Below are 14234 nucleotides of genomic sequence, written 5' to 3'. Positions count from 1 at the left end.
CGCGTACGCCGACAGTGAACATCGCGCTGGCGTAGGTTGACGCGATGGCCGCGATTCATCCGCCCAAGCACGAGACATTCGACGTGCCCGGGCGTACGAACACCGACCCGAAAGGGTTCATCCGCCAGGTAGATGTCTACCGGGCCACCGAATTCGGCCTGTACATGGACCGGCCTGCCGACCATCGAAAGTTCAGCAGGCTACAGTCCTGGCTGCTCCCCGACTTCGGACTCCGGGCCACCATTTTCCATTTTCGTCCCGGGTTCGAACGTGACCAACGCCTCTACCTCGACGTCGGGGAGTTCACGCGTCCCGACGCACAGGGGTGCTGGCATTCCGAGGACTGGTACCTCGACCTGATCGAGCGCTCGGGCCGTATCGAACTCGAAGACGTCGACGAACTGTTCGACGCCCACGCCGCCGGGCTGCTCCCCCGCGAGCACGCCGAGGCAGCGGTCCACATCGCAACCCGCACGATGACCGGGGCGGCCACACATGGTGACGACGTCGAGGCCTGGCTCGCGGCCCAGGGCGTCGCACTGGTGTGGGAGTGACCCCTCAGTCGAGCGTGATCGTCACACCAGTCTGATCGTCACAGCTCGCCCGGGATCGGCGTTGGCGTGCACTCCGGGACTGCTCACCGGGAATCCGCCGTCCGAGAGCGGGTCGATGAGATCTGCGGCCGACGCCCCGTCGGCCAGCGCCACGTCGAAGTCGATGACGTCGACGGCCGCGGATCCGACCTCCGAGGTGGGGCCCACATGCTTGATGTCGACGATCTTGTCGGCGCCGAGCAGCCGCAGCCGATCCGCCAGCCGGGTCGCATCGACCTGCCACTGCTCTCGGTAGGCCACCTCCGTCGTCGGTTGTGGCGCACACACACGGGTGCGGACCCCACGCTCGTACGGCACCAGCCGTTCGTCCCAGAGCGTGGCCGCGAGTGCTGCCAGGTCGTCCGGGGTACCGCTGTTGTCGAGCCAGACATCTGCGACCGCACGCCGATCCTCGACGCTCGCCTGCGACCGGATCCGGGCGCGGGCATCCTCTTCCGGCATGCCGCGCTGACCCGTCAGGCGAGCGAGCCGGACGTCTTCCTCGGCGTGCACGATGACCACGAGATGGAAGAACGCCGCGGTCCGGTTCTCCACCAGCAGAGGGATGTCCTGGAGCACGATCGCATCCGCAGGCGCCGCATCGAGCAGTTCTGCGGCACGGGCACCAACCAGCGGATGCGTGATGCCGTTGAGCTTCTTGCGTTGCTCGTCATCGACAAAGGCCTTTGCCGCCAATGCCGGCCGATCGAGGGCGCCGTCGGCGAGCAGGATGTCTGCTCCGAACGCCTCGACAAGCTTTGCGAGACCATCCGATCCCGGCGCCACGACTTCCCTGGCGATCACGTCAGCATCGATGAGATACGCACCGCGCTCTGTCAGTGTGCGTGCCACCGTGGATTTTCCGGCGCCGATACCGCCGGTCAGGCCTACTCGAATCACCGACCCAGTGTTGCAGACCAACCCCCCGTCTTCCCGCATCCACCCGCTTTTGCACCAGTCCGACGAATATCGGCGGGGCCGGAACCGTTCGCGGGTGGACGATCAAACAATTGGTCTAACCCGTGACTCCGGTCAGCTCGTTGGGAACCGCGGCAAACTCGTTCTGCGCGGTGATGTCGCCGCTGGCGAGATCCACCGCGACGATCCTGCTGTTCGCCGGATCGGTGACGTAGGCGGTCGACTCCATGACAAACAGCGTCGGGCGCGGCGCCTGCCACTCGATGGGCTCGGCCCAGTCCTCGATGACCTCGATCCGTTTGATCGTGGTGCCCGAGGCGGGGTCGATCACGTGGATGTCACCATCGGTGCCCAGGACCAGCGCCTCACCCCGTGGTCCGCGGGCCAGTGATCGGAAGCTGTAGCTGGTACCCAACTCGACGAGTCGCAGTTCAGCGGTTTGCGTGTTGGCCAGACTGATCCGGGTCGGACGTTCGAGCTCGGCATCGGAGTCCACCTTGTAGTCCCCGAGGACCACCGGCGACGCTTCGGTGCCTGCCTGATTGCCGATCCGCCCGTAACTGTCCGGGCTGGTGAGCTTCTGGATGTTGTTGCCCTGCACCACCAGGAGGCCATCTTGGCATCCAAATGCGAGTGTTGTACCGGCGGCGATGGCCTCACCATGGACACCGGGACATTGATCGGTGCTCGCGAGCACCGAGTCGTCGGGTCCGAGAATCTGGATTCCACTGCGGGATTCTTCGGTACCGACGGTTGTCACCAGAGTGCCATCGGCACGCGCCACGGCGACCCCGTGATGCGCCGGTACCTGATATTTTTCCGTCTTCGCCTTGCCCCGCGACAGTTCTGCGGGGGCAACCACATCGATTTCTCCGGTGCCGTCAGAGAACAATGTGATCCGATCATCATGTGACACAACGTGTCCCGGCTCTTCCCCGCCGAATGTCAGCCCCGTCATCGTCGGCTGTGCCGTGTAGTGGTGCCCGTGATCGCCATGTTGGCGGGTCCACGTGCCCATGTCGAGGACGCCGAACCCGTCGGGCCGGGACACGAACACGTGGCGGCCGTCGCCGGCCGGATTCAGGCGGATGAATCCCTGTGCCGCAATGTCGCCGACCGGCTCGAGATCGTCTGCATCGATGATCACGATGCCGTCATCGTGAGTGAATGCCAGCCGCCGGGTGGCCGAGGTCTGTTCGACGGGTTCAGAACCGGCACCCGCGCTCCCGGAGGGTTTCTCGGCAGCCGACGAGGTGGCTGCGGTGTCGCCGTCGGTTCCACAGGCGACAAGCAGACCCCCAGCACAGAAGACGGTGATAAATCGGACGGCGAGAGTATTTTTCACACCCGAATCGTCCGCCTTAATGATAATCATTGTCAAAAAGCAATGTTTGCATGGCTCGGCTCCTTGGCGTAACCGCGTCCTGCAGTTGCAATCGAGGGGTACCGTCGCACTACCCCACACGGAGCGTCCCGCCTGGCGGGATCGGCGCGTGCTGGATTCCCGAGCGGCCCGTCGCGGCCCCCCGTAGCTCTACCGAACAACCCTGTCGCCCGGATGGATCCGGTTTCCTCTGTGCGATCGGCACACCGGAAGCGAGCACAATGTTCTCACCGAATCTGTTGACCACCAAGGACGGTCATCGTAGAACCCGCCGGTCGGGACAATCCGTCGCAGTCGTCATGATCCTCACAACCGCACTGGTGGGCACCGCCTGCACATCGGATGCCGACACCTCATCGACCACGAGAAGTTCGACGTCGAACAACGCGCTCCTGCCGCTCGACACCGCTGCCATGGACGAAGTGGTCGACGGACTTGCCACCGAGTTCCATGAAATCGGCATGCTGGTGCTGATCCGGACACCTCAGGGTGACTACACAAACGCGTGGGGCACACTCGGAATCGACTCCACCGACAAACCCACCGTCGACACCAGGGTTCGCGTCGGCTCGAACACCAAGACCTGGACCGGTACCGCCATCATGCAGATGGTCCAGGAAGGCAAGATCTCGGTGGACGATCCGGTCAGCAAATACCGGCCAGATGTCCCGAACGGGGAGAACATCACCATCGGCCAACTGCTCGACATGCGAAGCGGGCTCTACAACTACACCGCGACACTCGAACTGAACACGGCCCTCGACGACGACACCCAACGGGTCTGGACGCCTGAAGAGCTGCTGGCCCTCGCGTTCGCCAACCCGCCGTATTCGGCTCCCGGCACGGAGTACCACTACTCCAACACGAACACCGTCCTACTCGGACTGATCGCCGAGGAACTCGACGGCAAGCCGATCGCACAGATCTTCCAGGACCGGTTCTTCTCCGAACTCGGCATGACAGGAACGTCATTTCCCGCCGGCACCGACACCGCGATCCCGGTGCCGTATGTCAGCGGATACTCGTACAGCGGGAACGTCGAAACCCTGAACGAAGGCAAGGAGTCTCTTCCACCCGAGCGCCTGGCAGCGATCGAGGCGGGCACGGTCCAGCCGAGGGTCACCACCAACGACAATCCCTCGTGGACGTGGGCCGCAGGACAGGGCATCTCGAGCGCCAACGACCTGGCGATCTGGGTGGAGGCCTTGGGCAGCGGCCGGTTGCTCGATGCAAAAACCCAACAGCTGCGAATGAACAGCATCGAACCCTCTGACCCCGATGACCCGGCGAGCTCGGGATACGGCTACGGCATCGCACAGATGGGACCGCTGCTCGGGCACATCGGCGAGATGCCCGGGTACAACTCGTTCATGGGCTACGACCCGGTCAACGACGTGACGATGGTGGTCTGGGGCAACCTGGCCCCCACCCCCGACGGGCTACCGCCGGCCGCGATGGTCGCCAAGTCGCTGATCCCGTACGTATACGCCGGGCCTACCGAAGACACCGGCGGGGACATAGACGATGCAGCCGAAGACACCGGCGGCGGCTGAACAAAACAAACCGCCCCCGACCGAAAGGCCGGGGGCGGTTTGAGTTACAGCTCTATCAGGCGTTGCCCGAAAGCTTTTCGCGCAGAGCAGCGAGCTGCTCGTCGCTGGCCAGCGAGCCACCGCTCTTCGGAGCGGAAGACGAGGACGAGGTCGACGATGCCGTTGTGGTTGCAGCGTCGTCACCACCCTTGTCAGCCGAATCCGACGAGTAATCAGTCGGAGCGTTGGCAGCGGCCTCGGCGGCAGCGGCGAACTTCTCCATCTGAGTGGTGTGCATCTTGTGGCGGCGTTCTGCCTCGGCGTAGCGCGACTCCCACACTTCCCGCTGCTTGTCGAATCCGTCGAGCCATTCGTTGGTCTCGGAATCGAAGCCCTCGGGGAAGATGTAGTTGCCCTGCTCGTCGTAGCTGTCGGCCATGCCGTACTTCGAGGGGTCGAACTCTTCGGTGTAGTCCTCGTTGGCCTGCTTGAGGCTCAGCGAGATCCGGCGACGCTCGAGGTCGATATCAATGACCTTGACCATCGCGTCGTCACCAACGGCGACAACCTGATCCGGCACCTCGACGTGGCGCTCGGCCAGCTCCGAGATGTGGACGAGGCCTTCGATCCCCTCTTCGACCCGCACGAATGCACCGAACGGAACCAGCTTCGTGACCTTGCCGGGCACGATCTGGCCGATGGCGTGGGTGCGAGCGAACTGGCGCCACGGATCTTCCTGGGTGGCCTTGAGCGACAGCGAAACGCGCTCGCGGTCCAGATCGACGTCGAGAACCTCGACGGTGACCTCGTCGCCGACTGCGACAACCTCGGACGGGTGATCGATGTGCTTCCAAGACAGCTCGGAGACGTGAACCAGGCCGTCGACTCCGCCGAGATCGACGAATGCACCGAAGTTGACGATCGAGGACACGACGCCCTTGCGGACCTGGCCCTTCTGCAGCTGGTGCAGGAACTCGCTGCGGACCTCGGACTGGGTCTGCTCGAGCCATGCACGGCGCGAGAGGACGACATTGTTCCGGTTCTTGTCCAGCTCGATGATCTTGGCTTCGATCTCCTTGCCGATGTACGGCTGCAGATCGCGCACTCGACGCATCTCCACCAGCGATGCGGGGAGGAATCCACGCAGACCGATGTCCAGGATCAGGCCGCCCTTGACGACCTCGATGACGGTGCCCTTGACGGCCTCGTCCTTTTCCTTGAGCTCTTCGATGGTGCCCCACGCCCGCTCGTACTGAGCGCGCTTCTTGGACAGGATCAACCGACCCTCTTTGTCCTCCTTGGTGAGGACGAGTGCTTCCACCGCGTCACCGACGCTGACGACCTCGCTGGGGTCGACGTCGTGCTTGATGGACAATTCGCGGGACGGGATCACTCCCTCGGTTTTGTAACCGATGTCGAGCAGCACTTCGTCACGGTCAACCTTGACGATGGTGCCCTCGACGATGTCGCCATCATTGAAGTACTTGATAGTTGCATCGATGGCAGCAAGAAAATCCTCAGCCGAGCCAATATCGTTAATGGCTACTTGCGGCGAGGTAATGGTCGTGGACGGCATATGTTAGATGGCTCCGGACAGGTTGGGTTGTAGGGACAGATAATGCAGATATTGCTGGAACGACACGGATCACTGCAAAGTGATCGGCATGTAGAACCACACGAGCTCAGGCACGCGCGTGGTTGAGGATACGCCAGGCCCGGTGGCCTGGGCAAATACCGGCGATTCGCACCCGTTGTTGCGCGGCTCCGTGGACTCGCAGACGAGCGCCGCAGCGAATCGTCGCTGGTGGGACGCCGACGCCGACGAATATCACGTCAGCCACGGTGAATTCCTCGGAGCCGGCAGCGAGGCCGGCGACTTCGTCTGGTGCCCCGAAGGGCTCCGTGAAGAGGACGTTCACCTACTCGGTGACGTTACCGGAAAAACCGTTCTCGAGATCGGTTGTGGGTCGGCGCCGTGCAGTCGATGGCTCACCGGGCAGGGCGCCCACGCGGTGGGCCTCGACCTGTCGCGGGAGATGCTGCGCCGGGGTCAGATGGCGATGGCGCGCGGCGGTCCACAGCCGCCACTGGTCCAGGCAGGCGCCGAACAACTCCCCTTCCGCGACGAGGTGTTCGACACGGTCTGCTCGGCATTCGGGGCTGTGCCCTTTGTTGCGGACTCCGCAGGGGTGATGGCCGAGGTGGCGCGGGTACTCAAGCCGGGCGGCAAGTGGGTCTTCTCGGTGAACCATCCGATGCGGTGGATGTTCCCGGACGATCCGGGGCCTGCCGGACTGACGGTGATGCTCTCCTACTTCGACCGCACGCCGTATGTGGAGACCGAAGACGACGGGACAGTGTCGTACGTCGAACACCACCGAACCGTCGGCGATCGGATCCGGGAGATCCGGGCGGCCGGTTTGATTCTCGACGACCTCATCGAGCCGGAGTGGCCGGAGGGCTTCGACCGGGAGTGGGGTCAATGGAGTCCGCTTCGCGGGCAGCATTTTCCGGGCACCGCCATCTTCTGTTGCAGAAAGCCCTGACCGCGGCCCGCGGAGTCAGATCGAGCCCAGTACGACCTCGGTGAACTCGGTGGTGGTGGCAGAACCGCCGAGATCACCGGTGGCAACGCCTTGCGACAACGCTGATCCGACAGCTTCCCGAATACGGGTGGCGGCGTCGGAAAGGTTGTTGTCACCGGATCGGGCCGCCTGCCAATCCAGCATCATCGCGGCCGACCCGATGATGCCCACCGGATTTGCGATGCCACGCCCGGCGATGTCGGGCGCTGCGCCGTGGGCGGCCTGGGCCATCACCTTGGTCGCGGAACTGTTGATCGAGGCCGCCAGGCCCAGTGACCCCGCGAGTTCGGCGGCGAGGTCCGACAGGATGTCGCCGAAGAGATTTTCGGTGACCACCACGTCGAACTCGTGTCCGCGCCGCACCAGGTGCGCGGCCATGGCATCGACGTGCTGCTCGGTGATCTGCACCTGTGGGTACTGCTCCCCGACCTGCAGGCAGACGTCACGGAACAGTCCGGTGGTCATCGTCAGCACGTTGGCCTTGTGCACGATCGTCACCAGCTTGCGCCGCGTCATCGCAAGCTCGAACGCGGACACCGCTATTCGTTCGGTCGCCGTCCGGGTGACGACGCCGACCGAGAGGGCGACGTCGGGTGTCGGCATGAACTCCCCTGTCCCGCGCGCCATGTTCCGGTCGGCGTAGAGCCCCTCGCTGTTTTCGCGCACGATGATCAGATCCATCTGCGGACTCACCGCCGGTACCCCCGGATAAGCCACTGCGGGACGAATATTGGCGTAGAGATCGAAGCGCTTTCGGATCACCGCACCCGGTGTCAGACCGGTGCGATGCTCGGCTGGATAGCCCGCCGAATCGTGGGGCCCGAGAATCCACATGTCCAGCTCATCCAGCGCGGACAGTGTCTGTTCGGGGATTGCCTGACCCACGGACTCGATCGCCGCGCGGCCGATGTCCAGGGGTACCCATTCGACCGCACGGTCCAGATTTGCCAGTGCGGCCTCGGTGATGCGCGCGGCCGCCGGGACGACTTCGGGACCGATCCCGTCACCGTTGATCAGTCCGATCCGATAACGCTGCATCATGGCGACAATGCTTCCAGACGACGGAGCTGTAACACTGAGGGACATGCCTGACGAAGCATCGGTCAAAAGATCGGCATGGGTCAAAGGTTCGGGAGCGACCAACAGTTCACACTGGGGTGTCTTCACTGCTTCTGTCGACGGCGATGTATTGCGTGTCGAACCGGACTCCGCCGACCCCGATCCATCGCCTCTTCTGGGAAACATCCCCGCGTCGCTCGACACCGGCGCCCGGATCCTGCACCCGTATGTTCGCCGCCAATGGCTGAACAACGGACCCGGCGCCGACGGTGCTCGCGGTGACGACGATTTCGTCGAGGTGACCTGGGATCACGCGCTCGACCTGGCGGCTCGCGAGTTGGAGCGCGTGCGCGACACCTTCGGCAACCGCGCAATCTTCGGAGGCTCGTACGGGTGGGCCAGTGCGGGCCGATTTCACCACGCGCAGAGTCAGATACATCGCTTCCTGAACTGCCTCGGCGGATATACCCGATCGGTGCACAGCTATAGCCACGGTGCATCGAGTGTGCTGCTCCCGCACATCGTCGGGAGCGAGGCTCCACTGTACAACCCGACCACGTGGCAGGTGATGAGCGAACACACCGAACTCTTTGTGTGTTTCGGTGGCATCCCCGCCAAGAACTTCCAGATCAACGGCGGCGGCATCAGCAAGCACATGGTGCGCGGCGCCATCGATGCCGCACACGACAACGGTGCACAGTTCGTGTTGATCGGTCCGCTCGCCGACGACCTGGCGCTGGCGGAGCACGACGAGTGGATTGCCATCACTCCGGCAGGCGACACGGCACTGATGCTGGCACTGTGCTGGGTACTGCTCGACGAAAACCTCTGCGACCGCGACTTTCTCGACCGCCACTGCGTGGGCTTCGAGCGGTTCGCCGACTATCTGCGCGGCGAACCCGACGGTGTCGTCAAGGACCCGCGGTGGGCGGCAGAACTTTGCGGCATGGATCCCGCTTCGATCGCCGAACTGGCCCGACGGATGGCATCCAAGCGCACGATGGTGACCACGTCGTGGTCCTTGCAGAGAGCCACCTATGGCGAGCAGCCCTTGTGGGCTTCCATCGCACTGGCTGCATTCCTCGGTCAAATCGGCCTTCCCGGAGGCGGTTTCGGACACGGTTACGGCTCGACCGGCGGCATGGGTGCGGCCAAACTCCCCTATTCACTGCCGACGTTCTTCCAAGGCGCAAACCCGGTGGACGAGTTCATCCCGGTGGCGCGCATCGCCGACTTGCTGCTCCACCCCGGCGAGAGCTACGAGTTCAACGGGCAGACCAAGGTTTATCCCGACACCAAGTTGGTCTACTGGGCCGGCGGCAATCCGTTCCACCACCACCAGGATCTGGTCCGGCTCCGGCGCGCCTTCCAGAAACCGGAGACCGTCATCGTGCACGAACCCTTCTGGACGGCAACCGCACGCCACGCAGACATCGTGTTCCCGGTGACCACCACGCTCGAGCGCAACGACATCGGCTGCGGACGGTACGACCAGACCATGATCGCGATGCGGCAGGTGACCCAACCGGTTGGCGAGTCGATGAGCGACTTCGACATCCTTGCCCAGCTCAGCAAACGTCTCGGCGTCTTCGATGCCTTCACCGAGAATCTCGATGAACCCGGGTGGCTCGAGAAGATGTACGAGGATTGGCGTCGCGCCACACCCGCGGAACACACCCCGCCGGAGAACTTCGCCGAATTCTGGGAGAAGGGCAGACTCGAGCTTTCTGGCGCAGACACCGAACACACTCTCTACCAAGAGTTTCGCAGCGATCCCATCGCGCATCCGCTGCCCACCCCCAGTGGCCGGATCGAGATCTTCTCGGACACCATCGCCGGCTTCGGCTACGACGACTGCCCGCCGCACCCGGCCTGGCTCGCTCCACCAGAGGCCGACGGACTCGGCTGCGGCGCGTACCCGATCTGCCTGATCGCGAACAATCCGAAAACGCGACTGCACAGCCAACTCGATCACGGCGCCTACAGCACCGCATCGAAAGTGCAAGGCCGAGAGCCGATCCGCATCCACCCCGACGACGCCGCCTCGCGTTCCATCTCCGATGGTGATCTGGTTCTGGTCCGCAGCCAGACCGCTCAGATGCTGGCAGGCGCGGTCATCGACAACCGGGTCACACCGAACATTGCGCAGTTGTCCACGGGCGCCTGGTTCGACTACAGCGCACCCGACATCGCCGACTGTGTGCACGGCAATCCCAATGTCCTCACCCGCGACGTCGGCACCTCCCGGTTGTCACAGGGATCAACCGGACAACTCGTCCGAGTCGAGATCGAGGTCTATCGCGGCGATGTTCCAACGGTCACCGCTCACGACCAGAAGCAGTGGAGCCGGCGCTGAATGGCGCACTCGATCGAGCTCATCTTCGATGAGGCCACCAACACCGCCATCGGACAGCAGTGGCAGAAGATAGCTGAGGCCGGACTGCCGAGCCAGGGCAACATCCGGTCGACGTCCAATCGGCCGCACGTCACCCTTGTCGCGGCGGACTCGATCGACGCTGCCGTCGATGATGAGCTCGGCGCGATCGGAGATGTTGTCGGGCTACCCGTCAATGTCGGGGCCCTCCTGCTGTTTTGGGGTCGCCGCGGTACCGCCGCCCGCCTGGTGGTCCCATCCGAACGTCTCTTGGGTCTGCATGCCCGGGTATTTGCCACGACCCGACCACATATCGGCGGACGGCTGCTGCCGCACATCCAACCGGACGGCTGGACACCGCACATCACGCTCGCCCGCCGGCTACTGCCAGGTCAGCTCGGACACATCGTGCGAGCCATCGGCGACGACCCGGAGGTGTTCACCGCACATGTCGCGGGCCTGCGGCGCTGGAACGGCGACACCCGTCAAGAGTTCGGACTGATCTGACGCCCGCCGATCTCCGGATGGGGCATCACACGGCGACCAGTCGCTCAATCGCATTCAACGGCAACGGCAGCCACGCCGGGCGGTGACGCGCCTCGTACACCGCTTCATAGACCGCCTTGTCGAGTTCGTAGGCCCGCAGTAACGCGGAATGCGCGCGGGGATCCTCACCGGTCACGGCGGCATACCCGTCGCAGAATGCCGACGAGTTGCGTTCGACCCATTCCCAGGCACGGAACTCGCGTTGCCCGGTGCGCCCCGGCGTTGCCTCGCCAAGGAGATGGTGTCCGGCGTAGTCGAACGACCGGAGCATGCCCGCCACATCGCGCAACGGGCTGTCGGGCAATCGGCGTTCGGCCACCGACTTGAGTGGCTCACCTTCGAAATCGATCAGCAACCAGGTCAACGGTGTTCGCAGAACCTGACCGAGATGCAGATCGCCGTGGATTCGCTGCACAGGTGTCGGGCCTGCGTCGGCGGCCTGGTCGAATACCGCCGACACCGGCTCGCGCAGTTCGTCCAGTTGCGGAATCGATACGGCCGCGGCGTTCAATCGTGCCCGCATGTCACCGATCACCGAGTCGTTGCCATTGCGCTCACTCACGCCCAGGCTCCGGGCCAGATCCGCATGCACGTGTGCCAGTGCCGCACCGAGTCGCTCGGCATCAGCGGCGAAGTCGCTTCCCAACTCAGCTGCATGCAGGTCGGCCTCGGTGAACAGATCACGCACACTGATCAGCGCCATGCTCCACCCGTCGGCGGCGTTGTCGACGAACTCCTGCGCCATGGCCAACGTCGTCGGTTCGCCATCGATATCTGCTTCGATCCAGCCGCGTAGCTCGGCCACGTGCTTGCACCCGACTTCACTCAGGGCGCGGTGCAGTTCCACGTCAGGATTGATCCCGACCTCGAGTTGCCGGAATATCTTGAACAGCAAGGACTCCCCGAAGACCACCGACGTGTTGGACTGCTCGGCACTCATGACCCGACCGGGCGCCTCTGAGTCGACAACACCACCGGGCAAGGTCTCGAATCGCAAGGGTCCGATCCGCTCGTCGGTGGCCAGCGCGGTCAGGAGGCGGCCGGTCAGGTCCGGATCCTGCAACCCGTCGTAGGCGCTCGCCCCCTCCGGCACCGGATCGGTCACCGCCCACGTCAGCAGCGGTTCCGACAGGTGCGTGCGATACCCGAGCGGGACTTGGAATCGCAGGTCGGGACCAGAACTGAATTCGACAGAGACCAACACGTATTCGGCCGCGTAACCGTCGTCGGCAGCCAATGGAACCCGCATGATCAACCGCACCGCCACTATTTGGCGGTCTTTCGCCGAGAACCACCGCTGCTGCGGGAGCCACTGCGTCAATCCGGTGGCCAACTCCTGATCATCGGGCAAGTTCACAGTCATGTTTGGACCGCCGCCTCTGCTTCGCTGCTGAGTGGATATCCCTGGGGAACCCCGGTATCAGTCGGGTCCGGCTGCAACGCAAACCAATAGAATCCGTGGCCAGGGAGCGTCACCATGTAGGACGCGGAATCGATTTTCGGAAATGGTATCGACCCGGTCAGCTCCACCGGGATCCGGCCGTCGAACATCGACAGGTCCATGATCACGGCCTGCGGGAAGCGGGAGAGGTTGTTGACGCAGAGGATGACGTCGCTGGAACGACGCTCCTCGGCCGACGGCGCCAGCTCCCGCAGATAGGTGAGCACCGACGGATTGTTGTTGCCCAGTTCGGTGAAGGTCCCCAGCCCGAAGGCCGGATGTTGTTTGCGCACTTCGATCATGCGCCGCGTCCAATGCAGCAGCGTGTTGGTCGAATACATCTGTGCTTCGACATTCAGCGCCTGGAATCCATAGGTCGGATCCATGATGACCGGCAGGTACATCCTCGCCGGATCGGTCCGCGAGAAGCCGGCATTGCGGTCAGGTGTCCACTGCATGGGGGTACGCACCGAGTCCCGGTCGCCCAGCCAGATGTTGTCGCCCATACCGATCTCGTCTCCGTAGTAGAGCATCGGAGATCCCGGCAAGCTGAGCAACAACGCGGTGAACAGTTCCAGCTGGTTTCGGTCGTTGTCGAGCAACGGCGCAAGTCTGCGCCGAATCCCGATGTTGGCCTTCATCCGTGGGTCTTTGGCGTACTCGGCGTACATGTAGTCACGCTCTTCGTCGGTGACCATCTCCAGCGTCAACTCATCGTGATTGCGCAGGAAGATGGCCCATTGGGCCGACTTCGGAATCGGCGGCGTCTGTTCGAGGATCTCCGAGATCGGGAATCGGTTCTGCCTGCGGACCGCCATGAAAATCCTTGGCATCAGCGGGAAGTGGAACGCCATATGGCATTCGTCGCCGACCTCCGATTCGCCGAAGTACTCGACCACATCGGCAGGCCACTGATTTGCCTCGGCCAGAAGGACTCGTCCGGGGTATTCGTCATCGACAACCTTGCGGCAGCGTTTGAGGAACTGGTGTGTCTCACTGAGGTTCTCGCAGTTGGTCTCATCCCGCTCGAACAGGTACGGCACCGCGTCGAGCCGGAACCCGTCGATCCCGAGGTCGAGCCAGAACCGCAACACATCGATCATTGCTTCGGCGACCTCGGGATTGTCGTAGTTCAGGTCGGGCTGATGCGAGAAGAAACGGTGCCAATAGTATTGCCCGCGAACCGGATCCCACGTCCAGTTGGAGATCTCGGTGTCGACGAAGATGACACGCGCATCCGGATATCTCGAATCGTCGTCGGCCCAGACGTAGTAGTCGCCGTACGGGCCCTCCGGATCGGAGCGTGACTCCTGGAACCACAGGTGGCTGTCGGACGTATGGTTCATCACCAGGTCGGTGATGATGCGGATCCCACGACGGTGCGCCTGGTCGAGCAACTCGACAAAGTCGTCGACCGTCCCGAACTCGGGTAGGACGGTCCGGAAATCCCGGATGTCATAGCCGCCGTCGCGCAACGGTGAATCGTAGAACGGCGGCAGCCACAGGCAATCGACACCCAGCCATGACAGATAGTCGAGCTTGTCGGTCAAACCGCGTAGATCTCCGACTCCGTCGTTGTTCGAGTCGTTGAAGGCGCGAACGAGCACCTCGTAGAACACGGCCTTCTTGAACCACTCATTGTCTACACGCAACGGCTTCGCGTGATCGAAGTCATCGGACTGCGCCTCGACCAGATGTCCGTCGGCTGTGTGCTCAGCCTCAGACAGGTCCAGCGGCGGTCGCGATGAGTCCGGCTGATTCTCCAGGGGCATGCGAACCTCGGTTGTCTCACTCGGCGATGT

Annotated in this window: 11 protein-coding genes; 5 read left to right on the top strand and 6 right to left on the bottom strand. The window is 63.5% G+C overall.

Going from position 1 to position 14234, the window contains the following annotated elements; genetic code table 11:
* The first annotated feature begins 44 nt into the window (after window positions 1-44).
* The gene (locus tag AC56PL_RS08385; RefSeq protein ID WP_495515888.1) at window positions 45-554 is read left to right on the top strand and encodes a DUF402 domain-containing protein; all 510 of its coding nucleotides are present in this window, start codon (window positions 45-47) and stop codon (window positions 552-554) included.
* Between the two features lie 21 nt (window positions 555-575).
* On the opposite strand, the gene coaE is transcribed toward AC56PL_RS08385, so the two are convergent.
* The gene (coaE, locus tag AC56PL_RS08380) at window positions 576-1493 is read right to left on the bottom strand and encodes a dephospho-CoA kinase (protein WP_497153512.1); all 918 of its coding nucleotides are present in this window, start codon (window positions 1491-1493) and stop codon (window positions 576-578) included.
* Between the two features lie 115 nt (window positions 1494-1608).
* Window positions 1609-2886, bottom strand: a complete 1278-nt coding sequence (gene aztD / locus AC56PL_RS08375; protein ID WP_497153511.1) for a zinc metallochaperone AztD — start codon at window positions 2884-2886, stop codon at window positions 1609-1611.
* Window positions 2887-3194: 308 nt separating this feature from the next.
* On the opposite strand from aztD, the gene AC56PL_RS08370 reads away from it, so the two are divergent.
* Window positions 3195-4448 (top strand): serine hydrolase domain-containing protein, encoded by a 1254-nt coding sequence (locus AC56PL_RS08370; protein WP_497153510.1) that lies wholly within the window; start codon window positions 3195-3197, stop codon window positions 4446-4448.
* Between the two features lie 55 nt (window positions 4449-4503).
* On the opposite strand, the gene rpsA is transcribed toward AC56PL_RS08370, so the two are convergent.
* Window positions 4504-6003 carry a 30S ribosomal protein S1 gene (gene rpsA, locus AC56PL_RS08365; RefSeq protein ID WP_495515884.1) on the bottom strand — a complete coding sequence of 500 codons (1500 nt, stop codon included), beginning with the start codon at window positions 6001-6003 and terminating at the stop codon, window positions 4504-4506.
* A gap of 142 nt (window positions 6004-6145) precedes the next feature.
* Here rpsA and AC56PL_RS08360 point away from each other — a divergent pair, with 142 nt between their 5' ends.
* Window positions 6146-6973, top strand: a complete 828-nt coding sequence (locus tag AC56PL_RS08360; RefSeq protein WP_497153509.1) for a class I SAM-dependent methyltransferase — start codon at window positions 6146-6148, stop codon at window positions 6971-6973.
* A 15-nt stretch (window positions 6974-6988) separates the two neighbouring features.
* Here AC56PL_RS08360 and AC56PL_RS08355 read toward each other — a convergent pair whose 3' ends face one another.
* Entirely contained in the window at window positions 6989-8053 is a 1065-nt protein-coding gene (locus AC56PL_RS08355) for an isocitrate/isopropylmalate dehydrogenase family protein (protein ID WP_497153508.1), read from the bottom strand.
* Window positions 8054-8096: 43 nt separating this feature from the next.
* Between AC56PL_RS08355 and AC56PL_RS08350 the strand changes: the two genes are divergently transcribed.
* Window positions 8097-10427, top strand: coding sequence for a molybdopterin-dependent oxidoreductase (locus AC56PL_RS08350; protein WP_497153507.1), 2331 nt, complete (start codon window positions 8097-8099; stop codon window positions 10425-10427).
* Window positions 10428-10952, top strand: a complete 525-nt coding sequence (locus AC56PL_RS08345; protein ID WP_495515880.1) for a 2'-5' RNA ligase family protein — start codon at window positions 10428-10430, stop codon at window positions 10950-10952.
* Between the two features lie 25 nt (window positions 10953-10977).
* Here AC56PL_RS08345 and AC56PL_RS08340 read toward each other — a convergent pair whose 3' ends face one another.
* Both AC56PL_RS08340 and treS read right to left on the bottom strand, forming a co-directional pair.
* Window positions 10978-12354 carry a maltokinase N-terminal cap-like domain-containing protein gene (locus tag AC56PL_RS08340; RefSeq protein WP_495515879.1) on the bottom strand — a complete coding sequence of 459 codons (1377 nt, stop codon included), beginning with the start codon at window positions 12352-12354 and terminating at the stop codon, window positions 10978-10980.
* A complete protein-coding gene (treS, locus tag AC56PL_RS08335) occupies window positions 12351-14204 on the bottom strand; it encodes a maltose alpha-D-glucosyltransferase (RefSeq protein ID WP_495515878.1) in 1854 nt (617 codons plus the stop codon). The genes AC56PL_RS08340 and treS overlap by 4 nt, the downstream gene beginning before the upstream one ends.
* Window positions 14205-14234 lie beyond the last annotated feature (30 nt).

The organism is Williamsia sp. Y721 (assembly GCF_059683565.1).
Note: the sequence above shows the minus strand (reverse complement) of the source record. Positions and strands in the feature narration are given on the sequence as shown.